This is a genomic window from Pandoraea sp. NPDC090278, assembly GCF_044772185.1.
In the GTDB taxonomy this organism is placed as follows: domain Bacteria; phylum Pseudomonadota; class Gammaproteobacteria; order Burkholderiales; family Burkholderiaceae; genus Pandoraea.
The window spans coordinates 292,622-317,582 of the sequence record NZ_JBIVYJ010000004.1; the positions used below are offsets into that span (position 1 = coordinate 292,622).

20 protein-coding genes are annotated in these 24,961 nt (G+C 64.0%); 10 read left to right on the forward strand and 10 right to left on the reverse strand.

Annotated elements, in window-relative coordinates:
* Positions 1-30 precede the first annotated feature (30 nt).
* Positions 31-990 carry an MBL fold metallo-hydrolase gene (locus ACIQWO_RS16425; protein ID WP_402826059.1) on the reverse strand — a complete coding sequence of 320 codons (960 nt, stop codon included), beginning with the start codon at positions 988-990 and terminating at the stop codon, positions 31-33.
* Positions 991-1,244: 254 nt separating this feature from the next.
* Here ACIQWO_RS16425 and ACIQWO_RS16430 point away from each other — a divergent pair, with 254 nt between their 5' ends.
* The 5 genes from ACIQWO_RS16430 to ACIQWO_RS16450 all read left to right on the forward strand — a co-directional run bounded on the left by ACIQWO_RS16430 (position 1,245) and on the right by ACIQWO_RS16450 (position 6,257).
* Positions 1,245-2,084, forward strand: a complete 840-nt coding sequence (locus ACIQWO_RS16430) for an IclR family transcriptional regulator (RefSeq protein WP_402826062.1) — start codon at positions 1,245-1,247, stop codon at positions 2,082-2,084.
* Positions 2,081-2,941 carry an IclR family transcriptional regulator gene (locus ACIQWO_RS16435; protein ID WP_402826065.1) on the forward strand — a complete coding sequence of 287 codons (861 nt, stop codon included), beginning with the start codon at positions 2,081-2,083 and terminating at the stop codon, positions 2,939-2,941. The genes ACIQWO_RS16430 and ACIQWO_RS16435 overlap by 4 nt, the downstream gene beginning before the upstream one ends.
* A gap of 357 nt (positions 2,942-3,298) precedes the next feature.
* On the forward strand, positions 3,299-4,555 hold the full coding sequence (locus ACIQWO_RS16440; RefSeq protein ID WP_402826068.1) for a histidine-type phosphatase: 1,257 nt from the start codon (positions 3,299-3,301) through the stop codon (positions 4,553-4,555).
* Between the two features lie 241 nt (positions 4,556-4,796).
* The gene (locus tag ACIQWO_RS16445) at positions 4,797-5,753 is read left to right on the forward strand and encodes an alpha/beta hydrolase (RefSeq protein WP_402826071.1); all 957 of its coding nucleotides are present in this window, start codon (positions 4,797-4,799) and stop codon (positions 5,751-5,753) included.
* 9 nt (positions 5,754-5,762) lie between these two features.
* Positions 5,763-6,257, forward strand: a complete 495-nt coding sequence (locus ACIQWO_RS16450; protein WP_402826073.1) for a MarR family winged helix-turn-helix transcriptional regulator — start codon at positions 5,763-5,765, stop codon at positions 6,255-6,257.
* A gap of 23 nt (positions 6,258-6,280) precedes the next feature.
* On the opposite strand, the gene ACIQWO_RS16455 is transcribed toward ACIQWO_RS16450, so the two are convergent.
* From ACIQWO_RS16455 to ACIQWO_RS16465, 3 genes are all read right to left on the reverse strand, one after another.
* The gene (locus ACIQWO_RS16455; RefSeq protein WP_402826076.1) at positions 6,281-6,724 is read right to left on the reverse strand and encodes a hypothetical protein; all 444 of its coding nucleotides are present in this window, start codon (positions 6,722-6,724) and stop codon (positions 6,281-6,283) included.
* Between the two features lie 254 nt (positions 6,725-6,978).
* Positions 6,979-8,358, reverse strand: a complete 1,380-nt coding sequence (locus tag ACIQWO_RS16460) for an MFS transporter (RefSeq protein ID WP_402826079.1) — start codon at positions 8,356-8,358, stop codon at positions 6,979-6,981.
* 350 nt (positions 8,359-8,708) lie between these two features.
* Positions 8,709-10,244: a glucan biosynthesis protein G gene (locus tag ACIQWO_RS16465; RefSeq protein ID WP_402826854.1), complete on the reverse strand. Its 1,536-nt coding sequence runs from the start codon at positions 10,242-10,244 to the stop codon at positions 8,709-8,711.
* Between the two features lie 293 nt (positions 10,245-10,537).
* Here ACIQWO_RS16465 and bglX point away from each other — a divergent pair, with 293 nt between their 5' ends.
* Positions 10,538-12,868 (forward strand): beta-glucosidase BglX, encoded by a 2,331-nt coding sequence (bglX, locus tag ACIQWO_RS16470; protein ID WP_402826857.1) that lies wholly within the window; start codon positions 10,538-10,540, stop codon positions 12,866-12,868.
* Between the two features lie 18 nt (positions 12,869-12,886).
* Here bglX and ACIQWO_RS16475 read toward each other — a convergent pair whose 3' ends face one another.
* Positions 12,887-13,786, reverse strand: coding sequence for a LysR family transcriptional regulator (locus ACIQWO_RS16475; RefSeq protein WP_402826860.1), 900 nt, complete (start codon positions 13,784-13,786; stop codon positions 12,887-12,889).
* Between the two features lie 106 nt (positions 13,787-13,892).
* Here ACIQWO_RS16475 and ACIQWO_RS16480 point away from each other — a divergent pair, with 106 nt between their 5' ends.
* Positions 13,893-15,002 carry a tartrate dehydrogenase gene (locus ACIQWO_RS16480; protein WP_402826082.1) on the forward strand — a complete coding sequence of 370 codons (1,110 nt, stop codon included), beginning with the start codon at positions 13,893-13,895 and terminating at the stop codon, positions 15,000-15,002.
* Here the strand turns inward: ACIQWO_RS16480 and ACIQWO_RS16485 are convergent.
* Positions 14,969-16,375 (reverse strand): LLM class flavin-dependent oxidoreductase, encoded by a 1,407-nt coding sequence (locus ACIQWO_RS16485; RefSeq protein ID WP_402826085.1) that lies wholly within the window; start codon positions 16,373-16,375, stop codon positions 14,969-14,971. The two genes, ACIQWO_RS16480 and ACIQWO_RS16485, sit on opposite strands and share 34 nt — an antisense overlap.
* 214 nt (positions 16,376-16,589) lie before the next feature.
* On the opposite strand from ACIQWO_RS16485, the gene ACIQWO_RS16490 reads away from it, so the two are divergent.
* Both ACIQWO_RS16490 and ACIQWO_RS16495 read left to right on the forward strand, forming a co-directional pair.
* Entirely contained in the window at positions 16,590-17,747 is a 1,158-nt protein-coding gene (locus ACIQWO_RS16490) for an ABC transporter substrate-binding protein (RefSeq protein WP_402826088.1), read from the forward strand.
* A 117-nt stretch (positions 17,748-17,864) separates the two neighbouring features.
* The gene (locus tag ACIQWO_RS16495; protein WP_402826091.1) at positions 17,865-18,869 is read left to right on the forward strand and encodes a GlxA family transcriptional regulator; all 1,005 of its coding nucleotides are present in this window, start codon (positions 17,865-17,867) and stop codon (positions 18,867-18,869) included.
* A 16-nt stretch (positions 18,870-18,885) separates the two neighbouring features.
* On the opposite strand, the gene ACIQWO_RS16500 is transcribed toward ACIQWO_RS16495, so the two are convergent.
* The gene (locus ACIQWO_RS16500; RefSeq protein WP_402826094.1) at positions 18,886-19,995 is read right to left on the reverse strand and encodes a DJ-1/PfpI family protein; all 1,110 of its coding nucleotides are present in this window, start codon (positions 19,993-19,995) and stop codon (positions 18,886-18,888) included.
* A 92-nt stretch (positions 19,996-20,087) separates the two neighbouring features.
* Positions 20,088-21,011, reverse strand: a complete 924-nt coding sequence (locus tag ACIQWO_RS16505; RefSeq protein ID WP_046290809.1) for a LysR family transcriptional regulator — start codon at positions 21,009-21,011, stop codon at positions 20,088-20,090.
* 175 nt (positions 21,012-21,186) lie between these two features.
* Between ACIQWO_RS16505 and ACIQWO_RS16510 the strand changes: the two genes are divergently transcribed.
* Positions 21,187-22,293, forward strand: coding sequence for an NADH:flavin oxidoreductase/NADH oxidase (locus tag ACIQWO_RS16510; protein ID WP_402826097.1), 1,107 nt, complete (start codon positions 21,187-21,189; stop codon positions 22,291-22,293).
* 86 nt (positions 22,294-22,379) lie between these two features.
* On the opposite strand, the gene ACIQWO_RS16515 is transcribed toward ACIQWO_RS16510, so the two are convergent.
* The gene (locus ACIQWO_RS16515) at positions 22,380-23,819 is read right to left on the reverse strand and encodes a M20 family metallopeptidase (RefSeq protein WP_402826100.1); all 1,440 of its coding nucleotides are present in this window, start codon (positions 23,817-23,819) and stop codon (positions 22,380-22,382) included.
* A 35-nt stretch (positions 23,820-23,854) separates the two neighbouring features.
* On the reverse strand, positions 23,855-24,913 hold the full coding sequence (locus tag ACIQWO_RS16520) for a porin (RefSeq protein ID WP_402826103.1): 1,059 nt from the start codon (positions 24,911-24,913) through the stop codon (positions 23,855-23,857).
* Between the last annotated feature and the right edge of the window lie 48 nt (positions 24,914-24,961).

The following is a 24,961-nucleotide window of genomic DNA, read 5'->3' on the forward strand; positions in this document are numbered from 1 at the left end:
TTGGCTGCGCCCGGTACCAACGCTGCGAACTTAGCTCTGCAGCGCGGCCCACATTTCCTTGTCGCGCTGCGCCGTCCAGATGCGCGGATGCGTGATGCCGGACGCTTCGTCGAATGCACGCGTCACGTCGAACGGCAGGCAGTGTTCGTAGATGAAGACGTGGCCGAATTTCGGATCCATCTGGCTACGCGTAAGCGCCATTGCGCCCTTCAGGTCGAGCTTCTGTTCGACGGCTTGCTTACCGGCTTCGAACAGCGTCGTCACGAAATCCTTGGTGTACGCGAGGCCCTTGGCAACTTCGTCGGGCGTGGTCAGCGCGGGGCCGCGACCCGGCACGAGCTTCTCTGCGCCGAGGGCTGCGAGGGCGTCGAGCGTGGCAGGCCATTCGGCGAGTTGTGCGTCGCCGGTGTAGCAGGCGGCGTCGTACTCGACGAGGTCGCCCGAGAACAACACCTTCTGCGACGGCAACCACACCACCGTGTCGCCCTTCGTGTGACCCGAACCGAGGTGCGCGATCTTCACTTCGAGCGTGCCGAGGAACAGCGTCATTTCCTTTTCGAAGACGAGCGTCGGCCACGTGAGGCCGGGCACCGTCTCGACACCGGCGAACAGACGCGGGAAGCGCTCGATCTCCGACTTCATGTCGGCTTCGCCGCGCTCGACGATCATCTCGTACGTGCCGCGGCTGGCGATGATCTGCTGTGCGCCTTCGGCGAAGTAGGCCGACGCGCCGAGCACACGCACGGCGTGGTAGTGCGAGAGCACGACGTACTTGATTGGCTTGTCGGTGACGGTACGGATCTTGGCGATCAGGTCCTGTGCCATCGCGGGCGTGGCCGTCGTGTCGACGATCATCACGCCGTCGTCGCCGATGATGACGCCCGAGTTCGGGTCGCCCTCGGCGGTGTAAGCCCAGGTGTTTTCCGATAGTTGGGTGAACGTGACCTTCTTGGCTTCCAGGTCGGCTTGCGAGGCGAATGCTTTGGCCATGCTTGTCTCTCTCTTATCTCGTCTGCGGGGAGGGTGCTGCTAGATGAGGGCATCTTACGAAACGCCCAGATTATTTGTCAATGACAAATCTGATTGTTATTTGCAAATGTGGCAGCATTGGTGATCGAAGCGGGTTTTCAGCGCGACGGGTCTCGGGTTAACCCTGCGGCATTGGACGGTTGTCCGGGAATCTCGCTGCCGACCCGTTTAAAATCTAGGCCATTTTTCCGAGGGAGCGCGGCTCCCAGAACTGCATGAATCGAATTCCGATGGACGGCACGACCGACGCGATGGACGGTGTAGAGGTGGCGGGCCAGCCCGGCCGTGCCTCGCGTGGTGTGCAAAGCGTGGATGTCGCGGCGCGCGTGCTTCAGGCGCTGGCGCAGGCACGCCGCCCGCTGGGCCCCGGCGACATCGCCACCCTGGCGGGGCTGCCGCCTGCGCAGGCGCACCCCTATCTGGTGAGTCTCACGCGACTGGGTTTGCTCAAGCGCGATCCTATGTCCGGCGATTACGCGCCGGGACCGATGACGCTGCGCCTCGCACTCCTGCATCTAGAAAACGATCCGGCTTATCGCGCCGCCGTGCCGCGTGTGGTGGCGTTCGCGCGCGAGACAGGCTTCTGCGCGGCGATCTGCACCAGTGCGCCGCAAGGGCCGGTCGTCGTGCATTTCGAACGGGCGGCGTTCCCGTTGCATGTGAACCTGCACGTGGGCTCGGTCATGTCGTTGACGACGACGTCGACCGGCCGCGCGTTCTGCGCCTTTACACCGTCGACGCAATGGCCGCAGGCGTGGCATGAACAGATGGTGGGCGATGCCGCCGAGCGGACGCGCTTTGACACCTTGCTGGAGGAGACGAGCGAGCACGGCATGTCGCGCAGCGTGAATACGCCCAGCCCGTCGGTGAGCAGTCTGTGTGCGCCGGTGTTCGATGCGAGCGGACGTTTGCGCCTCGCGCTCACGGCCATCGGTCCGACGGCGGCGCTCGACGTTGCATGGGACGGTGCCGCCGCGAACGCGTTGCGGGCGACGGCCGCGGCCATCGCGGCGCAGATCGGGACGTCGGGCAGCGATGGCGAGGTGGCGGCATGAGCGCGACTCGAAACCGCAGCGAACCCAAAGTGGAAAAGGACGAGATGGGAAGTGGTGCCGCCAAGCCGCAACGCGGCATTCAGGCGCTGGAGAGCACGGGTGTGTTGCTCGAAGCGCTGGTGTCGGCCGGACGTCCGTTGCCGCTCAACGCGCTCGCGCGAGAAGCCGGAATGGCGGCCGCCAAGGCGCATCCGCATCTTGTCAGCCTACAGCGGGCGGGCTTGCTCTCGCGCGACGAAAACGGCAATTTCGAAGCGGGCGTGCTGAGTCTGGATCTCGGGCTGATGGCGTTGCAGCGTCTATCGCCGACCGGCGAAGCCGAGCCGGAGATTCTGGCACTTGCGCAGGCGACGGGGCTGTCGGCTGCGATGGCGGTCCTGGGGCCGGTGGGACCGACGGTCGTGCGTCTGGAAGAGGCGATGCGTCCGCAGCACGTGAGCTTGCGCATCGGCACCGTACTCTCGCTGGTGAATACGGCCATCGGGCGCACGTTCGCAGCCTTCCTGCCCGAGGCTGTGCTCGACGGACTGCTCGCGCAGGAGCCGGTGCGCATGGCGGGGCTAGGCGCGGAAGGGCGTGCGGCAAAGCCGCCTGCCGACTACAGCGCGCGTCTGAGCGCGATTCGCGAGCAGCAATTCGATACGGCGCTGAGCAATCCTGTGCCCGGCATCGATACGGTTGCGGTGCCGGTGTTCGATCACACCGGCGAGGTGACGTTGGTGCTCGCGCTGATGGGGTCGACGGGCAGTTTCGAAACCGCGCTCGACGCCGCGCCTTCGCAAGCGTTGCGCGCCGCAGCGCATCGACTGTCGTGGCGGTTTGGCGCGGTGGGGCGCATGGACGAGGCGTCGGCATAGTCGTTCGGCGCTACGGCGACGTATTTCCGCCACGCCGGGCAGATGGTCGACGAGGGGACGCGCACGCACGGTAAGATGACCGTCAGCACCACCCGCGTTCCTCTCGTTTCCCTGTCACCCCGACCTGTTGCCATGACTGCTGCCATGACCCGCGTGATGACCCGTGAGCCCGTTCGAACTCCCGACGTTTTCAAAGACAGTGTTCCGGGCCGCCGGTGGCTCAGGCGTAACAGCGCGCGGTGGCAGACATGTATTGCCGCGTTGACGGTCGTGGGCGCACTGAGCGCCTGTACGACTCCGGCCCCGCAGCAGCCGGGCCCTGCAAAGCCGCCCGAGTCTGCTGCTCGCATCGACGGCATGCCCGCCGACTGGACGCTCGTCTCCACCGTGATCGTGAGCCGTCACGGTGTGCGATCCCCGACCCATGCCCATCCTCCGCTGGACAAACTCAGCCCGGACGCCTGGCCCGGCTGGCCGGTGCCTGCCGGTTATCTGACGGCACGCGGCGGGTCGCTGTCCGAGCGCATGGGCCGTTACTACGGCGACTGGCTGCGCGCGCGGCGCGTATTGCCTGAGAATGCCTGCCCGGCCCCCGGCGCTGTCTACGGATGGGCCGACATCGATCAGCGCACGCGTGAATCTGGCAATGCGTTGTTGCAAGGTATTGCGCCGGGATGCGACATGCGCACGTCGCATCAAACGGATCTCACGACGTATGACGCCGTCTTCCAACCGGTCGCAGCAGGTGATTGCCCGCTGGATCCGGGCGCGGCGCGTGGAGCCATCGAGTCGCGTCTGGCACCGGAGGGCGTCGCCGGTCTGAACAAGCGCTACAGCGCGACACTCGCGCGTATGGGCGAGGTGCTCGACTACGCGCACAGTCCTGCCTGCGGCGCGCCCGGCGGGTGCAAGCTGGAGGATGTGCCGACGCGTCTGCGTGTCGAAGGAGATGGCAGCGGTGTGACGTTGCGTGGCGCGTTAGGCAGTGCGGCGAAGGCGTCGGAAGTCTTCCTGCTGCAAGCGGGCGAGGGCTTGCCCGACAATCAGGTGGCGTGGGGACGCATTCGAGACGACAAGGATTGGGCGCTGCTGCTCGAAGCGCATAACGCGCAGCGCGATCTGCTGAACAAGACGCCGTATCTCGCCACGACGAACGGCACGCCGCTGCTCGCGACAGTGCTCGATGCGCTCACACGTGCCGAAGCGACGAGTGCACCGTCGACGCCCGCCGTGCGCGGCCCGGCGCTGCCGACGGGCAATCGCGTCTTCGTGCTGACAGGACACGACACGAACCTCGCGAACCTCGCGGGGATGCTCAAACTCGACTGGCAACTGCCGGACCAGCCGGACAACACGCCGCCGGACGGTGCGCTCGTCTTCTCGCTGTGGCGTAACCCGGCGGGTGAGCCGTTCGCTCGTGTGGAGCTGGTGTATCAGTCGATGCAACAACTGCGTCAACTGACGTCGCTGTCGCTGGATGAACCCGCCAAACGCGTTGCCCTCAGGCTGCCGGAGTGCGGCGACGGACCGGACGCCAAAGCGTGCCGCTGGCCCGCGTTCTCGCAACGCGTGAAGTCGGCGTTGTCGCCAGCGTGTCTGGCGGGCGTTCAGTGATAGGTGCGGTGACGAGCGCGCCACAGGCGCGAACCTGAATAAATCACGGGAACTTCGGTTCCCGTTTTTTATTGAGCGAATTCTATGCCGGCAAGCAGAAAGAACATCCTCCTCTAATTTATTTCGTGCACGAAATAAAAATTAAAATATACTTCGTGTGCGAACTATGTGTGTCTTCGAAATAAGTAACTGACAGGCGCTGCACATCCCCCCGGGCATGCGAGTGCCGGGGAGTCATGTCGTGACGTCACTTGCTGCTGAGATTCCTGCCGTCGACGGTTATCCGCTCGGCGCGCATGTCTGGTATCCCGAGGAATTGCCTGCGAAGGGCATTGTGTTGATCCATCCGGCGACGGCTGTGCCGGAGCGGCTTTACTTCGCGTTTGCGAAATACATCGCCGAGCGCGGTTTGATTGCCGTCACCTACAGCTATCGAGGCATCGACGGGTCGCGACCGCCCTCGCTTAGAGGGTTTCAGGCGCGTATGCGCGACTGGGCGGATCTGGATGTCGAGGGCGTCACGCGCTGGGCTTGCACCCACTACCCGTCGCTGCCGCTTTATGCCGTCGGTCATAGCTTTGGCGGTCACGCCATTGGATTGTGCGAAAGCTCGAACCTGTTGCGCTCGGCCGTTCAAGTGGCGTCCCATGCAGGGGCGATGCGCGTGGTGAAGAACCGCCGCGAACGCACACGCGTCACATTGCTGATGCACTGGCTCGCACCGCCGCTTGCGCGTCTCGTGGGCTACATGCCGGGCAGCCACCTCGGCATCGGTGAGGACCTGCCGAAAGACGTTCTGCTCGAATGGAGCGGCTGGACGCGCTTGCCGAATTACTTCTTCGACGATCCGACGCTGGACGCCGACGCCCGCTTCGCCCGCGTGCGCACGCCGATCCTCTCGCTCGGCGTCGACGACGATCTCTGGGCAACGCCTATGGGACTCGACATCCTCGTATCACGATTTCGTCACGCGAACGTGACGCGCCGGGAGATTTCGGCAAGTCTTTCGGACACTGGCTCGATCGGGCATATGGGATACTTCCGCCAGCGTTCCGGCGCGTTTGCGTGGCCGGAAACCATCGACTGGTTGTTGTCGACGGGCGCAGTGAATGCCGGGGAGCGTCGCACAGGAGCGGGTGTGTCGGCGGACGACGGCATGACCGCCCGCGATCCCTTGATCCCGAATCCCTCAGACTGACGAGACGGCATGCCCAAACGCCAGGCGTCCCCTGCGACTGAAAAATCTGTCAAACAAAGCAAGTCGACGACCGAAGCGGCCGACCGACGCCTGTTCTTCCTGCTCAACGTCGGACAACGTCGCGTGCAGCAGTGGATCGACGCGCGCTCATCTGAGAACGCTGGCGTGAGCGCCGCGCAGGCGGGCGTGCTCTTTTACCTGCTGCATCACGAGGACGCGCTCGTCGGCGAAGTCGGCGCAGCGCTGCAACTCTCCCCGTCATCCATGACAGGACTGGCGAACCGTATGGTCGTCGCCGGTCTGCTCACGCGCTGGGCCGACGCTAACGATGGCCGTGCCACGCGTCTGCGCATCACGGCCGCCGGTCACAAAGCCATCGCACGTGCACGCGATGTGCTTGCCGAACTCAACGACCTGTTACACGACGACTTCACCGAAGCCGAGCTTCGCGTCGTTGCCCGCTGGCTCGGCAATCTGCAAAAACAGTTCCCGGCAGAAGGCTGACGCGAACGCGTCCGCGTAGGGCGTCAGTGAACCGCCAGCGCGTTCGACTGCGCGTTCGCGATACCTGCCGCCACATTCACACCGATGTTGCCTGCGGCCCCCATCAGCGCGCGGTCGCCGAGCGACGCGTTCATCGCGCCCGTCACCGTCGCCGCATTGCGGATCGTCTGGGTCGTGTCGATCGACACGTGGCTCGCTTGCGCGACCACGATCTGATTCGACTGCACGTTGAGCGCACCGGCGGCGATGTTCACGCCGAAGCTGCCGTGGGCATCGCGCAGCGCATCCGCGCCAAGCGTTGCGACCGCGGTCGGATGGCCGTTAAACACGGCGTCGGTTGCGATGGACTGCCGGGTGGAGAGCTGGACGACGTTGACGTCGTCGGGCGTGGCAGCGGAAGTGGAGAGGGTGACGGAAGCGCTGGCAACGGCCAGCACGAAAGCACTCAGCGAAGCGAGACGCGGCATTTTTGGTCTTCCCCAGATCGTCCGTTGGGACGGATATCTGGATAACGGCGCCTAAGGCGCTCGGGTTGAATGTATTTTCTTTTGTCGCGTGCGCGCTTGGCTTTTGTTAATGTGCCCCGCTCCGGCGTGCCGCTACATCGAAAGCCGCAGTCGTTCCCGTGACCGCTGCGGCGCGCATTCTCGCATGACGACACGTTGCCGTGCCGTCATGCCTGCGCGCAAAAATTCACCCGAACCGCTCTTGACGCGCGAGATTACGCAGGTTCTCCCGCGCCGTTCGCCAATCCCGTCGAATGCCCCTTCGATTGCATTGCGGCCTGCTGCTGCACCGACGCCGATTTCTTGTGGTCGATGAGCAACACGGCGATCACTGCAATGACGGCGGGAATCGCGATTGCCATAAAGTTTTGCTGCAACGGCAGCGACATGCTCACGAGCACACCGATCACGATGGGCGCGAGAATCGCACCGCTGCGTCCCACGCCCGACGCCCAGCCGATCCCCGTGCCGCGTGCCGCCATCGGATAGAACTGACCCGCATAGGCGTACGTCACGATCTGCGTGCCGATGGTCGATGCGCCAGCCAGTCCCACGAGCACGAACAACACCGGCGTCGGCACCTTCACGCCGAGCAACGTGATCGATACGGCGGCGAGTGCATACATCCCGACAAGCACGTATTTGATGTTGAAGCGATCCGCGAGCCAGCCGCCGCCGATAGCACCCAGCATCGCGCCGAAGTTCAGCACGAGCACGAAGGTGAGCGCCGAGCCAAGGCTGTAACCGGCGCTGGCCATGAGCTTCGCGAGCCACGAGCTGAGCGCGTACACCATGAACAGGCACATGAAGAACGCGACCCACAGCATGGCCGTACTGAAGCCACGACCGTCCTGGAACAGACGCGAGAGCGGCGCGGCCTGCTTGCGGTCCGTGCCCGGTAGTGCAAACTGGTCACTCGGTTGTGCAACATAGTCCGGAGAAAGGCGGCCGAGGACTTGCTTGAGCGTGTCGAGACGTCCGTTGCGAATGAGGAACGGCATCGATTCGGGGAGCGCCTTCATGGCAAACGGCACGAGCAGCGCGGGCACGCTGGCGGCGAGAAACACGGACTGCCAGCCGTACGACTCGATCAGCCCCTTGCCGAGGAGTGCTGCGAGCATGCCGCCGACCGAGTAGCCCGAGAACATGAGCGTGACGAGTGTGCCGCGCAGACGTCGCGGTGAGTATTCCGTCATCTGCGCCACGACAATCGGCATCACACCACCGATGCCGACGCCCGCCAGAAAACGAGTGACAGAGAAACTGATCGGCTCGTGCGTGAGACCGGCCGCTGCGGTGAACAACGAGAACATCAGCACGCAGATGGCGATGGCTTTGCGACGGCCGATACTGTCCGCGACCATGCCCATCACGATGGCACCGAACATCATGCCGAAGAGGGCGGAGCTGACCATGAAGCCAGCGCTGGTCGCGTCGACGTTCATCGCCTTCATGATCGACGGCAGCGCAATGCCCGCGACTGCGAGGTCGTAGCCGTCAAAGATGATGATGAGTGCGCACCAGAGCAGGATGCGTCCGTGATAGCCGTTGAAGCGCGCTTCGTCGGCCAGATGATGTACGTCGATGTGTCGCATGCGGGTGTCTCCATAAACGAATCCGCCCTCCGTCGGATCGCGGAGAGTCTTTGGCATTTTGTTTATGACCGACGCACGCGGCAGCTAGGCCGAGCCTCAGCGGCGCGGCCTGAGGCCGTCACCAATGAAGCGGACCACCTCTATGTCTTGCGATGGGTGGCTGTTCATGCAATATCGTGCATGCAGTAAACGCGAAACGGACGTCGACTGCAAGGCGAATTTGACGTTTCTAGGGTTTTACATGAGAAAACGACGCTCGTAAGTGTCTGTTTAATTGTGACGAGAGACGTGTCTGGGGAGGCGGGGTGTGCGGCGGCAGAACACCGCCGCACGGACTTCAGGAATGCAACTTATTGCTTGGCGACGGAGTAGCGCGGGAGTTGATAGCTCCACGTCTCGCTGATCGCCTTCCCGCCCGAGACAAGCGCGGCGCGCAGTTCTACGACCTTGGCCGGGTCCTTGACCATCACGCGCAGGTTCAGGCGCATGCCGTGCGTGACCGGATTCGGTTGCAGCGTCTGCTCGATGATCGTGGCGTTGTCGCTCACGCTGATCTGCGGTGTGACCGAGCCCGGCGGTAGCGTGGCGAGCGGGCCGCCGTCGAAGTCCACGATCAGGCCGGTACTGCCGTCGAAGTGACGAATCAGATTGGCCTGTGTGATCTCGCCTGCGGTGCGCAGCGTCTGCTTCACCCACGCCAGATTACGGTCGACGATGCTGCGCTCGTTCATCGTCCAGCGGATGTTGTAGTCGGCCTGCAACGGCGTGCCTTTGGGCGGCAGTTGATCAGGCGTCCAGAACGCGCCGATGTTGTCGTTGGTCTCGTCCGGCGACGGAAGCTCGACCAGTTCCACATGTCCCTTGCCCCAGTCGCCCTGCGGCTCGACCCATGCGCTCGGGCGCAGATCGTAGCGATCCTTCAGGTCTTCGTACTGTGAGAAATCGCGCCCCCGCTGAAGCAGGCCGAAGCCGCGCGGATTGGTCACCTGGAACTGGCTGATGGCGACGTTGCGCGGATTGTTCAGCGGACGCCAGATCCATTCGCCATTGCCCGCGTGAATCGCCAGACCGTTCGAATCGTGCAGCGCCGGACGGAAGTTGTAGGGATCGCGCTGCTGGTTCGGTCCGAACAGGAACATGCTGGTGAGCGGCGCGATGCCGAGCTTCGTCACCTTGTCGCGCATGAACACGCGCGCTTGCACCTTCAGCACGGAATCCTCGCCCGGCGTCAGATCGAAGCGGTAAGCGCCCGTGGCACGCTTCGAATCGAGCAATGCGTAGAAGACGAGATGCTTGTCGCCCGCGTTCGGGCGCTCGATCCAGAACTCGCGAAATGCCGGGAATTCTTCGGCGATGGGCAGGCCGGTGTCGATGGCAAGACCGCGCGCCGACAGACCGTAGATCTGGCCTTTGCCGATCACGCGGAAATAGCTCGCGCCGAGCACGCTCATGACTTCATCGAGCTTGCCGGGTTCGTTGATCGGATAGAGCACACGAAAGCCCGCATAGCCGAGGTCGTGCGTGGCGCTGCGATCGAGCTTGAGATCGCCAAAGTCGAAGCGTTTGCTGTCGTACTTGATCTCGTCGATCTTCGCGCTAGCGCCGGTGCCGACGATCTCGTTGATCTTCACCGGCGTGCTGAACTGCATGCCCTGGTGATAGAAGCCGAGCTTGAACGCTGTCGGCTGATCGTTCCATTCGAACGCTTCGCGGCGTGGCTGGATCTTGATGTAGTCGCCGAACTGCATCTTCGCGAAGGCTGGCGTGAGGTTGCTCGCCGGGGCCGCGTAGGGCTTGTCGGCGAGCGCCTTCGCGCGGGCGGTCACGTCGTCGAGGGAGAACGCATTGGCATGCGCGGCACCCAGCAGGGCGGCACCCGTGACGATCCATGATGCGCATCGGCGCCAGGACGCAATTTGAAAAAACAAAACCAAAAGTCGCTCCTGAAGTGAAGGGGGCAGGTGACCTCGGCGCCGACTTCGGGGCAGCGCCGTACCGCATTGAGGCACAGAAATCTTTCAATAAACGCCAATTGTGGCAAAGTATCGCACTTCGTGTTGCGAGTTCGACGTTTTGCGTCGCTCGCAACGCCCGCCGATACGACGACCCAGACGTTCTGGCGCACGACGCTGCTGCGCGCGCCACACGTCGCATTCAATTGGATCGCCATCAGATGCGAATGCTCTCCGCACTGGCGCTTGCCGCTAGTTTCGCAGTCGCGCCGGCCTTCGCCAGCGCTGCTCAAGCCTCCGACAACGTGAACGACGGCGGTGTTCCCGTCGCCATGCCCTCGGCGTCCGCCAAACAACGTTTCATCGATGATCTCATCGCGCGCATGACGCTCGAAGAGAAGATCGGTCAGTTGCGCCTGATCAGCATTGGCGCGGACATGCCGCAGCCGAAACTCATCAAGGAAATTGCCGCCGGTCGCGTCGGCGGCACCTTCAATTCGGTCACGCGCAGCGAGAATCGCCCGCTGCAAGACGCTGCCGTCAAGCAAAGCCGTCTGAAAATTCCGATCTTTTTCGCGTACGACATCGTGCACGGCCATCGCACCGTGTTCCCGATCAGCCTCGGCCTCGCGTCGAGCTGGGACATGACGGCGGTCAAACAGGCGGCACGCGTGGCCGCGCAAGAAGCGAGTTCGGATGGTCTGGATGCCACGTTCGCGCCGATGGTCGACATCTCGCGCGACCCGCGCTGGGGCCGCACCTCGGAAGGCTTCGGCGAAGACCCCTATCTGGTGTCGCAGAGCGCGCGCGCCAGCGTGCAGGGCTTTCAGGGCACCTCGCCCGCCAATCCGGACAGCCTGATGGCGTTCGTGAAGCACTTCGCGCTGTATGGCGCAGTGGAGGGCGGGCGCGACTACAACGTCGTCGACATGAGCCCGATGCGCATGTATCAGGACTATTTGCCGCCGTATCGCGCCGGTATCGACGCAGGTGCTGGCGGGGTGATGATCGCGCTGAACTCGGTGAACGGCACGCCCGCGACGTCGAACAAGTGGTTGTTGCGCGACCTGCTGCGCGGCGAGTGGGGGTTCAAGGGCGTGACGGTGAGCGATCACGGCGCGATTGAAGAACTGATGCGTCACGGCGTGGCGAAGGATGGCCGTGAAGCCGCAAAGCTCGCCATCGAGGCGGGCGTCGACATGAGCATGGCGGATCAGCAATACCTCAAGCAGTTGCCGGATCTCGTGAAGTCGGGCGACGTGCCGATTCGCTTCATCGACGATGCCGTGCGCGAAGTGCTCGGCGCGAAGTACGACATGGGGCTCTTCGCCGATCCGTATCGTCGTATCGGCAACGCCGCGCAAGATCCTAAGGATGTGTACGCCGACGACCGTCTGCATCGCGACGCCGCACGCGACATCGCTCGCAAGTCCATCGTCCTGCTCGAAAACCAGCACGACGCATTGCCGTTGAAGAAGGCGGGCAAGGTCGCCGTGATCGGGCCGCTCGCCGATTCGAAGCTCGACATGATGGGCAGCTGGTCGGCAGCGGGCAAACCGGCGCAGGCCGTCTCGCTGCTGCAAGGCGTGCGCGACACGCTCGGCGACAAGGCGCAGGTGACCTACGCACGTGGCGCGAACATCACCGACGATCCGCGCGTGGTCGAGTATCTGAACTTCCTAGACTGGGACAATCCGGAAGTCGTGCAGGACAAGCGTACGCCGCAGCAGATGATCGACGAAGCCGTGCAGGTCGCACGCAACGCCGACACGCTGATTGTGGCCGTGGGCGAATCGCGCGGCATGTCGCATGAAGCGTCGAGCCGCACGAGCCTGATGTTGCCGGGCAGCCAACTGGCGCTGTTGCAGGCGCTCAAGGCGACGGGCAAGCCGCTTGTCGTGGTGCTGATGAACGGCCGTCCGCTGGATCTGAACTGGGCGAAGGTCAATGCCGACGCGATGCTGGAGACGTGGTACGCGGGCACCGAAGGCGGTCACGCCATTGCCGACGTGCTGTTCGGCGATTACAACCCGTCGGGCAAGCTGCCGATCTCGTTCCCGCGCTCCATCGGTCAGATCCCGACGTACTACAACCAGTTGCGCATCGGCCGTCCGTTCACGCCGGGCAAGCCCGCGAACTACACGTCGCAATACTTCGAGGAAGACTCTGGCCCGCTGTACGCGTTCGGCTACGGCCTGAGCTACACGACGTTCGACGTGTCGAAGGTCAAACTCTCGGCGAAGACGATGACGAGCGGCGGCAAGGTGGAGGCGAGCGTGACGGTGCGCAACACCGGCAAACGAGAAGGCGAGACCGTCGTGCAACTGTATTTGCAGGACGTGGCGGCGTCGATTGTGCGTCCGATCAAGGAGCTGAAGGGTTTCCAGAAGGTGAACCTGAAGCCGGGTGAGTCGCGCACCGTGCAATTCGCCATCGACGAGAGCCTGCTGAAGTTCTACAACGCGAAGCTGCAATACGTGGCAGAGCCGGGCGACTTCAACGTGCAGATCGGACTCGATTCGCAGAACGTCCAGCAAGCGACGTTCACGCTTCAGTAACCCAGGCCTTACGTCACCTCACGCCTGCGTCTGGAATTCCCCCGCAAGGAATTCCACGCAGGCGCGTACTTTGGCTGAAGACGCCACGCGCGACGGATACACGGCCCAGACATTGGCCGGTTGCGTGACGTCCGGTAGCACCTGCACCAGATCCCCTCGCGCGATGAGCGCACCCACATCCCACATCGACCGCAGCACGATGCCCTGACCGTCGAGCGCCCACTGCACCGCGACTTCGCCGTGGTTCGTCGAGAGCGGCCCCGTCACCTTGAGCGAGACGGACTCGCCGCGCTGCTGCAACCGCCACATGCCGAACGGGTGATCGCGTTCCTTGATGACGATGCAAGCGTGTCCCGCGAGATCGCTTAACTGACGCGGCGTGCCGTGCGCTTCCAGATACGCCTCCGACGCGCACAACACGCGATGGTTGTCCGCGAGCTTGCGCGCGATGAGATGCGGCGCGATCTCGTCGCCGATGCGCACGTCGAGGTCGTAACCCTCTGCCGCAACGTCGACGATACGGTCGAACAGATCCAGCCGGACATTGAGCTGCGGATGCAGCACACGAAGCCGCGACATCGCCGGGGCCACGACGTGCCGTCCGAAGCCGAAGCTGCTCGACACCCGCAAAGTGCCACGCGGCACCTGACGCGTACTCGACACGTCCTCCATCAGATGACTCACGTCGTCGAGAATCTTCTCGGCCCACGCGTAGACCCGCTCTCCGGCGTCGGTGATCGCTACGCGCCGTGTCGAGCGGTGCAGCAGGCGCGTGCCGAGATCGGCCTCCAGCATGCCCACACGCTTGCTCACGTAGGCGGGCGAGACGCCCAGCGCCTCGGCCGCTGCCGAGAAGCTGGCGCGACGCGCGACCTGACAGAACACGCGCAGATCGTCGAGATTGGGGTTGACGGGCAGGGGTTTATTCACGATTCGTAGATAGTGGATTAACCGATTGGGGGATTTTATCCGCGTTGGAATGGAATAATCTAGCGGCATTCGTCAAACGTTCAGGAGACAGACCATGACCGAAACGTCCCAACGCCCCCAGCGTCCGTTCAAGATCGCCGTGATCCCGGGCGATGGCATCGGTAAAGAGGTGATGCCCGAAGGCCTGCGCGTGCTCGATGCCGCCAGCAAGCGCTTCGGCATTCCCGTCGAGTATCAGCACATCGAGTGGGCGAGCTGCGACTATTACGTCCAGCACGGTCAGATGATGCCGGACGACTGGAAACAGCAACTCGATGGCGTGGACGCGATTCTGTTCGGTGCGGTGGGCTGGCCCGAGACGGTGCCCGATCACATTTCGCTGTGGGGTTCGTTGCTGAAGTTCCGTCGCGAGTTCGATCAGTACATCAACCTGCGCCCGGCGCGTCTGTTCGACGGCGTGCCGTCGCCGCTCGCGAATCGCAAGGCGGGCGACATCGATTTCATGATCGTGCGTGAGAACACCGAAGGCGAGTATTCGTCGATTGGCGGTGTGATGTTCGAAGGCACGGAGCGTGAGTTCGTCGTGCAGGAGTCGGTGTTCACGCGTCAGGGCACGGAGCGCGTGCTGAAGTTCGCGTTCGACCTCGCGCAGCAACGCGAGCGCAAGCACGTGACGGTCGCAACCAAGAGCAACGGCATTTCGATCTCCATGCCGTGGTGGGACAAGCGTGCGGCCGAGACGGCGGCGAAGTATCCCGACATCACGTGGGACAAGCAGCACATCGACATTCTGTGCGCGCGCTTCGTGCTGAACCCGGATCGTTTCGACGTGGTCGTCGCCTCGAATCTGTTCGGCGACATTCTGTCGGATCTCGGCCCGGCGTGTACCGGCACCATCGGCATTGCGCCGTCCGGCAACCTGAACCCGGAAGGCAAGTTTCCGTCGCTGTTCGAGCCGGTGCACGGCTCGGCACCGGATATCGCGGGCAAGAACATCGCGAACCCGATCGGCATGATCTGGACCGCTGCGATGATGCTCGACTTCATCGGCCGGGGCGATGCGCGCACGCGTGACGCCCACGACGCGATCCTTGCCGCCATCACGCAGGTCATCAAGGACGGTCCGCGCACCGGCGACATGGGCGGGCGCGCGAACACGACCGAAGTGGGTCAGGCGATTGCGGCAGTCGTCTCGGCTGGTTGATCCACTGAGCCAGTTGGCGCCGCCGATGCAACGTCGCGCGGCGTAAAGTACCGGTTGGGCACCGCCGGTACGCCGAGATTCTCGCGGAAGGTGCGGCCTTCGTACTGCGTGCGAAACAGGCCGCGCCGCTGCAACTCCGGCACCACCAGATCGACGAACGACGTAATGCCTACGGGCGCGCTCGGGAACATGATGTTGAAGCCATCGGCCGCGCCTGTCTCGAACCAGTGCTGAAAGTCGTCGGCAATCGATGCCGGTGTGCCGACCAGCACGCGGTGTCCGCCCCCGGTAAAGCGCGTGTATAGCTCGCGCACGGTCGGCTGCTCGCGACGTATCCAGTCCACCAGCAATTTCTGACGGCTCTTGTGCGAGTTCGTCTCCGGCACGTGTTCGGGGAGCGGCACCTTGGCGTCGAACGGCAGGCTGCCGAGATCGATGCCGAGGCTCGCGTAGTTCGTCAGCGCGTTCAGCACGACCGCCGGATCGCGATGCGACAGCAGGCTGTCGTAGAGGTCTTCCGCTTCTGATTGCGTGCGTCCCACGATAGGTGAGACGCCTGGCAGGATGAAGATGTGTTCCGGCTGGCGTCCGTACTTCAATGCGCGTGTCTTCACGTCGGCATAGAACGCGCGTGCGTCTTCGATATCCTGCGCCGCCGTGTAGAGCAGTTCACCCGCACGTGCGGCTAGCTCACGTCCCGCTTCGCTCGACCCTGCCTGCGCGATGACCGGCCAGCCCTGCACCGGACGCGGCGCACTGAGCGGCCCGCGCACGCGGAAGTGCTTGCCCCGATGATCGAGTGTGCGGATGCGCGACGGATCGGCCCACTGACCCGTCGCCTTGTTGCGGGGGAAGGCGTCGTCGGCGTGGCTGTCCCAGAGGCCGGTGACGACGTCATAGAACTCGTTTGCGCGCTCGTAGCGCTCGGCATGGTCGACGTGATCGTCGCGATTGAAGTTCTCGCCACCGCCGGTGGACGTCACGAGATTCCATCCGGCACGGCCGCCCGAAAGATGATCGAGCGACGCGAACGCGCGTGCAACGTTGTACGGCTCGCTGTAAGTGGTGCTGACGGAGGCGACGAGCCCAATGTGCTTCGTCGCCCCGGCCAGTCCTGCGAGCAGCACGACCGGGTCCCAGCGCGGCGCGCCGGGGCTGTGGGCGAGCGCGACCGGGTCCGTCGACACGAAGAGGTTGTCGAAGAAGAACAGGGCGTCGAACAGACCGCGCTCCAGTTCCTGCGCGTAGTGTCGGTAGCGTGCGAACTGTGAGTAGGCGTCCGTGTCGGTGTCGGGGTGGCGCCAGCTATCGCCTTGCACGCCGGAACCCGACATGTAGGCGCCCAGCCGGAGTTTGCGGGCAGATTGCGTCATGGGCTTGCTCTCGTTCGATTTCGGTAGACGACAACGATAGGCGCACGACACACGTCACCACAAACAACGAAATCAGATAAGCAAACCGCCATAAGCAAACTCGCGCGGTACGGGCTATGGATCGCATCAATCGATGGTTGGGAATGCGATGGGGCGTGCCTAGACTGGCACATCCTCCCACTCCCAAAGCTGCGCCGATGCGCGGCGACATGCCATGACGAACACTGCCTCTCATGCCGCCCCTACGGCCCAGCCTGTCAGTCCCGTGCTCGACGCGTTCATCGCGGCGTCCGCCATTGCCTTCGGGCTCTACGTCTCCGTACCATCACGTGCGGCGATGGTACGTGCCACGCTGGCGCGCTCGGCGAAGCGTGACCTGCGAGCGCGTGCACAAGACCGCTGGCCGACGTGGCGTGCGCGTTTGCGTCGTGGCGCGGCGGTCGCGCTGAGCGTTGCGGCGATTCTGCCGTTCTCGAGCCGCGCTGCGGACAAACCGGTGCTTGTCGTAGGCGATCAGGCTTATAACGCGCAGAGTCTTTTCGAAGCCTCGGGCGCGTTGCAGGACGCACCCTACACCGTCTCATGGAAACAGTTTCCCGCAGGCACACCAGTCGTCGAAGCAGTGAACGCCGGTGCGCTCGACATCGGGTTGCAGGGCGATGGTCCAGTGCTGTTCCTCGCCGCACAGGGTGCCCCGGTCAAGGTCATCGGCATCTATCGCGACAGTCCGGACAGCGTGGTACTGCTCGCGGGACCGCACACGCAGATCAAGACCGTCGCCGATCTGAAGGGTAAGACGGTGGCCATCACGCGTGGCGGCTGGTCGCAGCAGTTGGTGCAGGCGGCGCTGGTGTCTGCCGGGCTGCCGCTCGATTCGGTGAAGTATTCGTATCTGGCGTCGGTCGATTCGGCCGCCGCGTTACAGGCGGGTAAGGTCGATGCGACGGCGACGTGGGAGCCGTACGTGACGCGCTTGCGTCAGGCAGGCGCGCGCACCGTCGTGACGGCGCGTGGCCTGATCGCGGCGCAGAGCTATCTGTCCACAACGCAGAAGGTGATCGACAGCAAGCGCGAATTGCTGGGGGACTTTGTGCAGCGCTATCAACGTGCACGTGAATGGTCGCTGGCGGATGCGAAGCACATCGAGCGCTACGCTGACGTCTGGGCAGCGAAGTCGCGCGTCGATCCGAAGCTGGCGCATCAATGGTTCAGCACGTCGCGCATTCGCTATGAACCGTTGACGGACGCGGCCATTGCCGAAGCGCAGAAGAGTGTCGACGACTTCGTCAAAACCGGCACGCTGACGAAGAGCTTCGACGTGCGCGGCCTCTTCGATACGTCGTTCAACAAGTTCACGCAGGCGGCGCGCTAAGCGAGCTGCACCGCACGAAATAAGCACGCGAGCCGCGCTGGCGAATCACCCGCAAGGGCTACAATGCACGCCAACCGGCGGGCGGGTAGCCCGTCTCCCGTCTCTCAGGGGAATTGCGTGTCAGCCAGTGCTCCCAGTGCGCCGACTTCCGGCGCGCAAATCATCAGCCGTCACGTCGTCATCGTAGTGTTCGACGGCGCTGAAGCCATCGATATCACCGGCCCGGCAAGCGCCTTCGCGAAGGCATCGATTGCCGGGCCGGGCGCTTATCGTCTGACCATTGCCTCGCCGCACGGCGGCAACGTCATGACAAGTGCCGGGTTGGCCATCGCCGATACGTCCCCGTTGCAGACTCTGGATGTGTCCGCCGACATCGATACCGTCATCGTCGCAGGTGGCGAGGAGGGTGCGTTGCGACGCGCCGTCCTCGAAGACGGCGCGCAGCAGTGGATCGCCTCGATAGCCCCCCACGCACGACGCATGGCAAGTGTCTGCACCGGTGCGTTCGTGCTGATGGCCGCCGGATTGCTCGATTCGCATCAGTCGACGACGCATTGGCGGGCGTGCGATCTGCTGGCATCGATGTGCACAGCCACCGACGTGCAACATGATCGGGTGTTCGTACGCGACGGGGATCTCTGGACGTCGGGCGGCGTGACTACCGGCATCGACATGGCGCTGGGCATGATCGAAGCCGATCTCGGCCGCGACGTCGCGATGGATATCGCCCGCGATCTGGCGTTGTTCGTGCTGCGCGGTGGTGCTGAGTCGCAAGTGAGCCGATCACTGGCGTTGCAGCAAGGTGCGACGTCACCGGTGCGCGACGTCATCGCATGGATCGAGAGTCATCTCGATGCCGATCTCAGCGTGGACGCACTTGCGGCCGTCGCACGCATGAGTCCTCGCAATTTCTCCAGAGCCTTCTCTCGCGATACCGGCGTGTCGCCCGCCCGCTACGTCACACGGGCGCGGGTGCATTTTGCCAAGTCGTTGCTACGGCAGACGGCATGGACGCAGGCGCGCATCGCGCAGCGCAGCGGTTTTCGCAGCGTTGACGCGCTTCAACGCGCGTTTCGGGAGACGTTTGGCGAGCCGGTGTCGGCGCATCGACAGGGCGAGTGATGAGGTGCGTCCGGCGTCAGCGCAATCCGTCTGGATACTCCAGCGACAGTGCAACGATGTCGCGCGTCGACCGGCCATATCGTTGCGCGATGTCAGTGAGCGCTGCCGTGAAGTTCGCCGTTGCCGATGTATGAGATGCAAGCGCAATGGTGCGGGCCGGTGTCACTGAAGTGTCCGTCTGAGGTACGAGTCGTAAGCCGCTCGCCATCGTGACGGTTCGCGTCCCCTCATGCGTGGCGATGGCCTCGCTGCGCCAGGTACGCGACCACGCGTCGGACACTAATGCGAGCGAGACGTCGTCGACGCCATCGCTTACGGGAATGGCGAGCGTTTCGTGCCGCCAGAAGGCGAGCCAGTGACTTGCAACCGTCCAGAGTCTCGACGCATCGAGCCGGAATCCCGCGCTGGCATGCCGCGCCGACCAGTCGGTGACACCGAGTGAGTGTGCGACGTCTGCTGCGCGCTCCTGTCCGGCGATCCCTTCCACCAGCGCCAACGACAGCGGCAGCGACGCACTGACGCCGGTCGTCGTGACGATGCCGTCGTCGTACAGATAGCGCACGTCCGGCACATAACGAGCGGTGGGATTGGCTTTGCGCAGATCGTCGCGATCGTACCAATGGCCGGTGAATCGCTTCTCTCGCAGCAGGCCCGCCTGACTCAGCACTTTGGCGCCGGAGCAGATACCGACGATGAGCGCGCCATTCGCCGCCTGACGTTGCAGCCATCGCAGCACGCGGGGATCGTCGTCGACGTGCATGGCGGGAACGATCACGATGTCGGCGCCGCGAGGATGACGCGCGTCGAAAGCGGCCAGCGTGGTGTCGGGGACGATACGCAACGCGGGCATCAGCGTGACGTCTCCCGCGTCGACGGCGACGGCCTCGACCTGCCCGATACCCGCTCGTTTGAGTACGCCATAGGGCACAAGGAAATCGGTGGTCTCGGTGCCGTCGTTGAGTGCAATGACGGCGACGACAGGGTCCTGCGGTCGCTTGGCGAGCGCAGCGAGCAAATCCTGACGCGCTTGTGAGACCACGTCGATGTCAGGCGTGGCAGCTCCTGCGCCCGCCGTCACAAAGGAGAGGCAGACCAACGCAGTGAGCAAAAAGCGGGAATAGCGCATGACAGGGTGAAGGCGATGAGAAGGCCCTCAGCGTACCGATTCCCGTCGAACGCCCGCAATGACAACGATGCCGCACATCCTGCCAGCGCGGCTCAGGCGCTCGCGCGCTGCAGCACCTTCTCGCCACCGAACGCGCGCGGGCGTGGGGCATCGACGCGCTCACGCAGCAACTCGACCGCCCGTTGTGCGCGTGCCGACAGCGGCCATTCCGCGCGATGAATCAGCCACAGCGTGTCCACGACCGGCGGGCCGCAATCCACGACACGAATGGCGTCCTGTGAAGCGAACGCCTGCCGCGCGTACTGCGGGATGACGGTGAAACCCAGCCCACGTGCGACGTATTCGAGAATCAGGCTGATCTGGTTCGTACATCCCTTGCACGGCAGACTCTGCACCCCCGGATTGCCCGGGAAGCGGCGACTGAGCAGGCGCGTCGACATCGCTTCGCCATCGGGGTGATCGATGAAGCCGATGCGCTTGAGATCCTCCCACTTGTGGACGTCCTCACCGGCAGGCACCACAAGTTCGAGCGGCTCCTGCGTGAAAGGCGTCGCCGTGAGACGGGGATCGTCGGGGCGCAGCGTCACGAGGCCCAACTCGAAGTGATTCTGAAGAATGCCTTCGAGCACTTCGCGGTCGGGCGCGAAACGATGACGCACGGCCATCGCGGGATTTGCCTGCTGCATGTCGAGCAGGATCGGGCACAGATACAGCCCGATGCTGCCCGGCGTGATGAGGTTGATGTTGCCGCACTCTTCGTTCGCGTCTTCCAGACTGGAGCGCAAATGCCGCCCCGCGCACTCGACCTGTTCGCAATAGACGAGCAGCGCCTGACCGGCGGGCGTCAGTTCCACGGCACGCGGGCGTCGCACGAGCAACGGCCCGAATTCCTCTTCGAGATGCTTGATGTGCTGGCTGACCGCTGCCTGCGTCAGCCCCAGCTGGTCGGCTGTGCGGGTGAAGTTACCCAGCTCGGCGAGCGTGGCGAAGGATTTGAGCCACTGGGGATTGACCATAATGAAGTGTTATCGAATCGATAATTTGCAGATGGTTTCCATTATAGCGATGTGGGGCTACCATTGCTTGCGTCGACCGAAACGGTCGAGATGCCGTGAAGACCGCCGTAAGCCGCAGGCTCCGCCGGTCGGCACCGCTGTGCCCTGACATTGCCCCCCAAATTAGAGAAACCTCATGTCTGCCCTGTTTTCCCCGTTTGAACTGAAGAGCGCGAAGTTGCGCAACCGCATTGCGATCCCGCCGATGTGCCAGTACAGCGCCGTCGACGGCGTGACGAACGACTGGCACCTCGCCCACTACGCCAGCCTGGCGCGCGGTGGTGCGGGTCTGGTGATCGTCGAAGCGACCGCCGTGTCGCCGGAAGGCCGTATTTCGCCGGGATGTACCGGTCTGTGGAATGACGAGCAGACGACTGGCATGTCGCGCATCGCTGCGGCCATCAAGTCGCACGGCGCGGTGCCGGGCATCCAGATCGCCCACGCGGGCCGCAAGGCCAGCGCCAACCGTCCGTGGGAAGGCGACGACCATATCGGTGAAGACGACCCGCGCGGCTGGCCGACGATCTCGCCGTCCGCCGTCGCCTTCGGCGGCGACCTCGGCAAGGTGCCGAAGGCCATGACGCTCGACGACATCGCCCGCGTGAAGGCCGACTTCGTGGCCGCAGCACGTCGTGCGCTCGCCGCAGGCTTCGAATGGCTCGAACTGCACTTTGCCCACGGTTATCTGGCGCAGAGCTTCTTCTCGCTGCACGCCAATCATCGCGAAGACAACTACGGTGGCGATCTCGCTGGCCGTAGCCGTTTCCTGCTGGAGACGCTGGCTGCCGTGCGCGAAGTGTGGCCTGAGCATCTGCCGCTCACAGCGCGTTTCGGCGTCATTGAATACGACGGCCGCGACGAAGAAACGCTCGCGGAATCGATCACGCTCGCGCGTCAGATGCGCGAGGGCGGTCTCGATCTGCTGAGCGTGAGCGTCGGCTTCTCGACGCCGAACGCGAACATTCCCTGGGGTACGCCGTTCCTCGCGCCGATCTCGGAGCGCGTGAAGAAGGAAGCCGGACTTCCGGTGGCATCGGCCTGGGGCATCGACGATCCGGTCGTTGCGAACCGCATCGTGGCCGACGGCCAACTGGATCTCGTGATGGTGGGCCGCGCTCATCTGGCGAACCCGCACTGGCCGTATTTCGCCGCGCGCGAACTCGACGAGAAGCGTCCGACGTGGGTGCTGCCCGCGCCGTACGCGCACTGGCTTGAGCGCTACCGTGCACCGCGCGCTGCTTAAGTTGGATTAAGTCGGCACACAGCGTCGCCCGAAATGCAACGCCCCCGGACGTCACAAGACGCCGGGGGCGTTGTCATTAGAGACGATCAGACGCGCTTGAACGGCAGTTCGACCTCCGGCGGAATCGGGCAGACATACGGCTTGCCCTGACGGCGTTCGTTCAGCTCGGTCTTCGCCTTCTCAAGCGTTTCAGGCGAACGGAACAGATCGATGGCGGACGCCGCCATTGTCTTGGCGGCGAGCACCATGCCCTTGTGCGCGAGCGAACTCTTTCCTTGCGCGACCAGTTGCCACGAGTGGAACGGTGTGCCGAAGGCATAGCACGCGGTGAAACACTGCGCGGTCGGCGTAATCCAGCTGACGTCGCCCACGTCGGTCGATCCGTACAGCGTAGGTTCCTTGCCCGCCTGGAACAGGGCGACGTGATCGAACAACGGCTTCGGATTGCGCCATGCCTGACCGAGCGTGCGGGTCGCGCCCTCGATGTCCTCCGTCGAGAGCGACGTGTCCTGTACACGCTTCGCGTATGCCATCTCGGCGTCGTCGTACTCGGGCGCGCCGAAGGCTTCCAGATTGCGATAGACCACTTCGTTCAGCACCGTGTTCTGCACGAGGTTGGAACACGCCTTGTCGAACACGACTTCCACGCGGCACTCGGTCATGAGCGCCGCGCCGCGTGCGATGTTCGTCACGCGCTCGAACAGGTCCGAGGCCTGATCGTTGCGCGGTGCGCGCACGAGGTAAAGCACTTCGGCATTTGCCTGCACCACGTTCGGCGACGTGCCGCCAGTCTGCGTGATGGCGCTGTGCACGCGCGCGTCGGGGAGCATGTGTTCGCGCATGTAGTTCACGCCGACGCTCATCAATTCGACGGCGTCGAGTGCGCTGCGTCCGAGGTGCGGCGAGCTGGCGGCGTGCGATGCCTTGCCGTGAAAGCGGAAGTACGCCTGCACGTTGGCCAGCGACTGCCCGGCAAACACGCCGTTGTGCACGGCGGGGTGCCACGAGATCGCGGCGTCCAGATCGTCGAAGAGGCCTGCTCGCGCCATGAACGTCTTACCCGAACCGCCTTCCTCTGCGGGGCAGCCGTAGAAGCGAACGGTGCCCGGCTGTCCCGTGGCTTCGAGATGCGATTTCACAGCGGCCGCTGCCAGATGCGCGGCGGTGCCGAGCAAGTGGTGACCGCATCCATGACCGTTGCCGTTGCCGATTTCCGTGGACGGCTGGCACGTCATGGCATCGGCTTCCTGACTGAGGCCGGACAAGGCGTCGTATTCGCCGAGAATGCCGATGATCGGGCCGCCGTGACCGGCCTCGGCGATAAACGCCGTGGGGATATCGGCGACACCGCGCGTCACGCGAAAGCCCGCCGCTTCGAGCGCTTCGATATGCAGGTCGCTCGACGCGAATTCCTCATAGCGAAGTTCCGCCAGATTCCAGATCTTGTCGGCGAGTTCGGTGAACTGCGGGCTGCGCGCGTCGATGAAGTCGGCGGCAGAAGCGTTCGGAGATGCGATTTCAGACATGGTGTCCTCCAGGAGAGAGTGGGGCGATGGCGACGTCAGAACTTCTGACGAAAGCCGAGTGCGAACACGACCGGATTGATGCCGGGCGCGCTGAGCGGATCGGCGCCAAACGAAATGGCCGATTGGCCGTAATTGCGGAAACCACCCACGCGTGCGTACACGCCGGTGAGTTTCGAGAACTGATAGTCGTAGCCGAGCAGCGCCCCGAAGGCGTGATCGAACTTGCCGGAGACGTTGCGGTAGACAGCGCCCGCACGAATCACGTGTGGACCGCGCTGCCAGACCAGCCCGAGCGAATACACCTGCGCGTTGAAGGTGCCCGGGCCGTTCGGACGGTTCAGCACGTAGCTGAGCGAGCCCATCGTTTCGCCGAACTGATACGTCGCGCTGAGCATGTAGGCGTCGGTGCGCGGGCCGTCAGGTGCGCCGCCGGGCACGGTGCTCGTCCCCGACCACACCGCGTTGTACGAGCCGGACAACATGAGTGGGCCGCGTCCGTAGTTCACGACCGTGCCGATGTTGCTGGCGTTCGGACTCGAACCCGCCACGTTGCGTGTGGCGTACAGCACCGTGGCGCTGAGTCCGGCGCTGTCCGGCGTTTCATAGCTCACGGCGTTGTCCACGCGCGCCTGAATCGCCGCCGCACCGGGACCGAGATCGGAAACGACGAGTGCGCTGGTGGCATAGGGCGAGAGTTGCCCGACGGAGTAGAAGGGATCGATGCCTTCCGGGCCGATGGCCGGGTACTGCTTGCCGAGCTTGATCTTCCCCCAGCGTGCAGACGACAGCGATACGTTGGCCTCACGGTTGTAAAACGACGTGCTGCTTTGTGCGCGTCCGCTCATGAGGTCGAAGCCGCTCTCCAGGCGGAACGACGCACGTGTGCCGCCGCCGAGATCTTCCGTGCCGGTGAACCCCCAGCGTGATGTCGAGGCACCGCCCGAGAGCAGTTGCAGGTTCTGCTGCCCGCTGTTGCGCGAGTACATGAGAAAGCTGTCGACGGCACCGTAGATCTGAACGGCAGCACTGGCGGTGCTGGCGGCCGTCAGGGTGGTCAGTGCGACGGCCAGCGCGAGGGAAGTGCGTGATTTCATGTGTCTCCGGATGTTCTTTTTTTGGTATGGCGGGCAGTGGGCAATGGG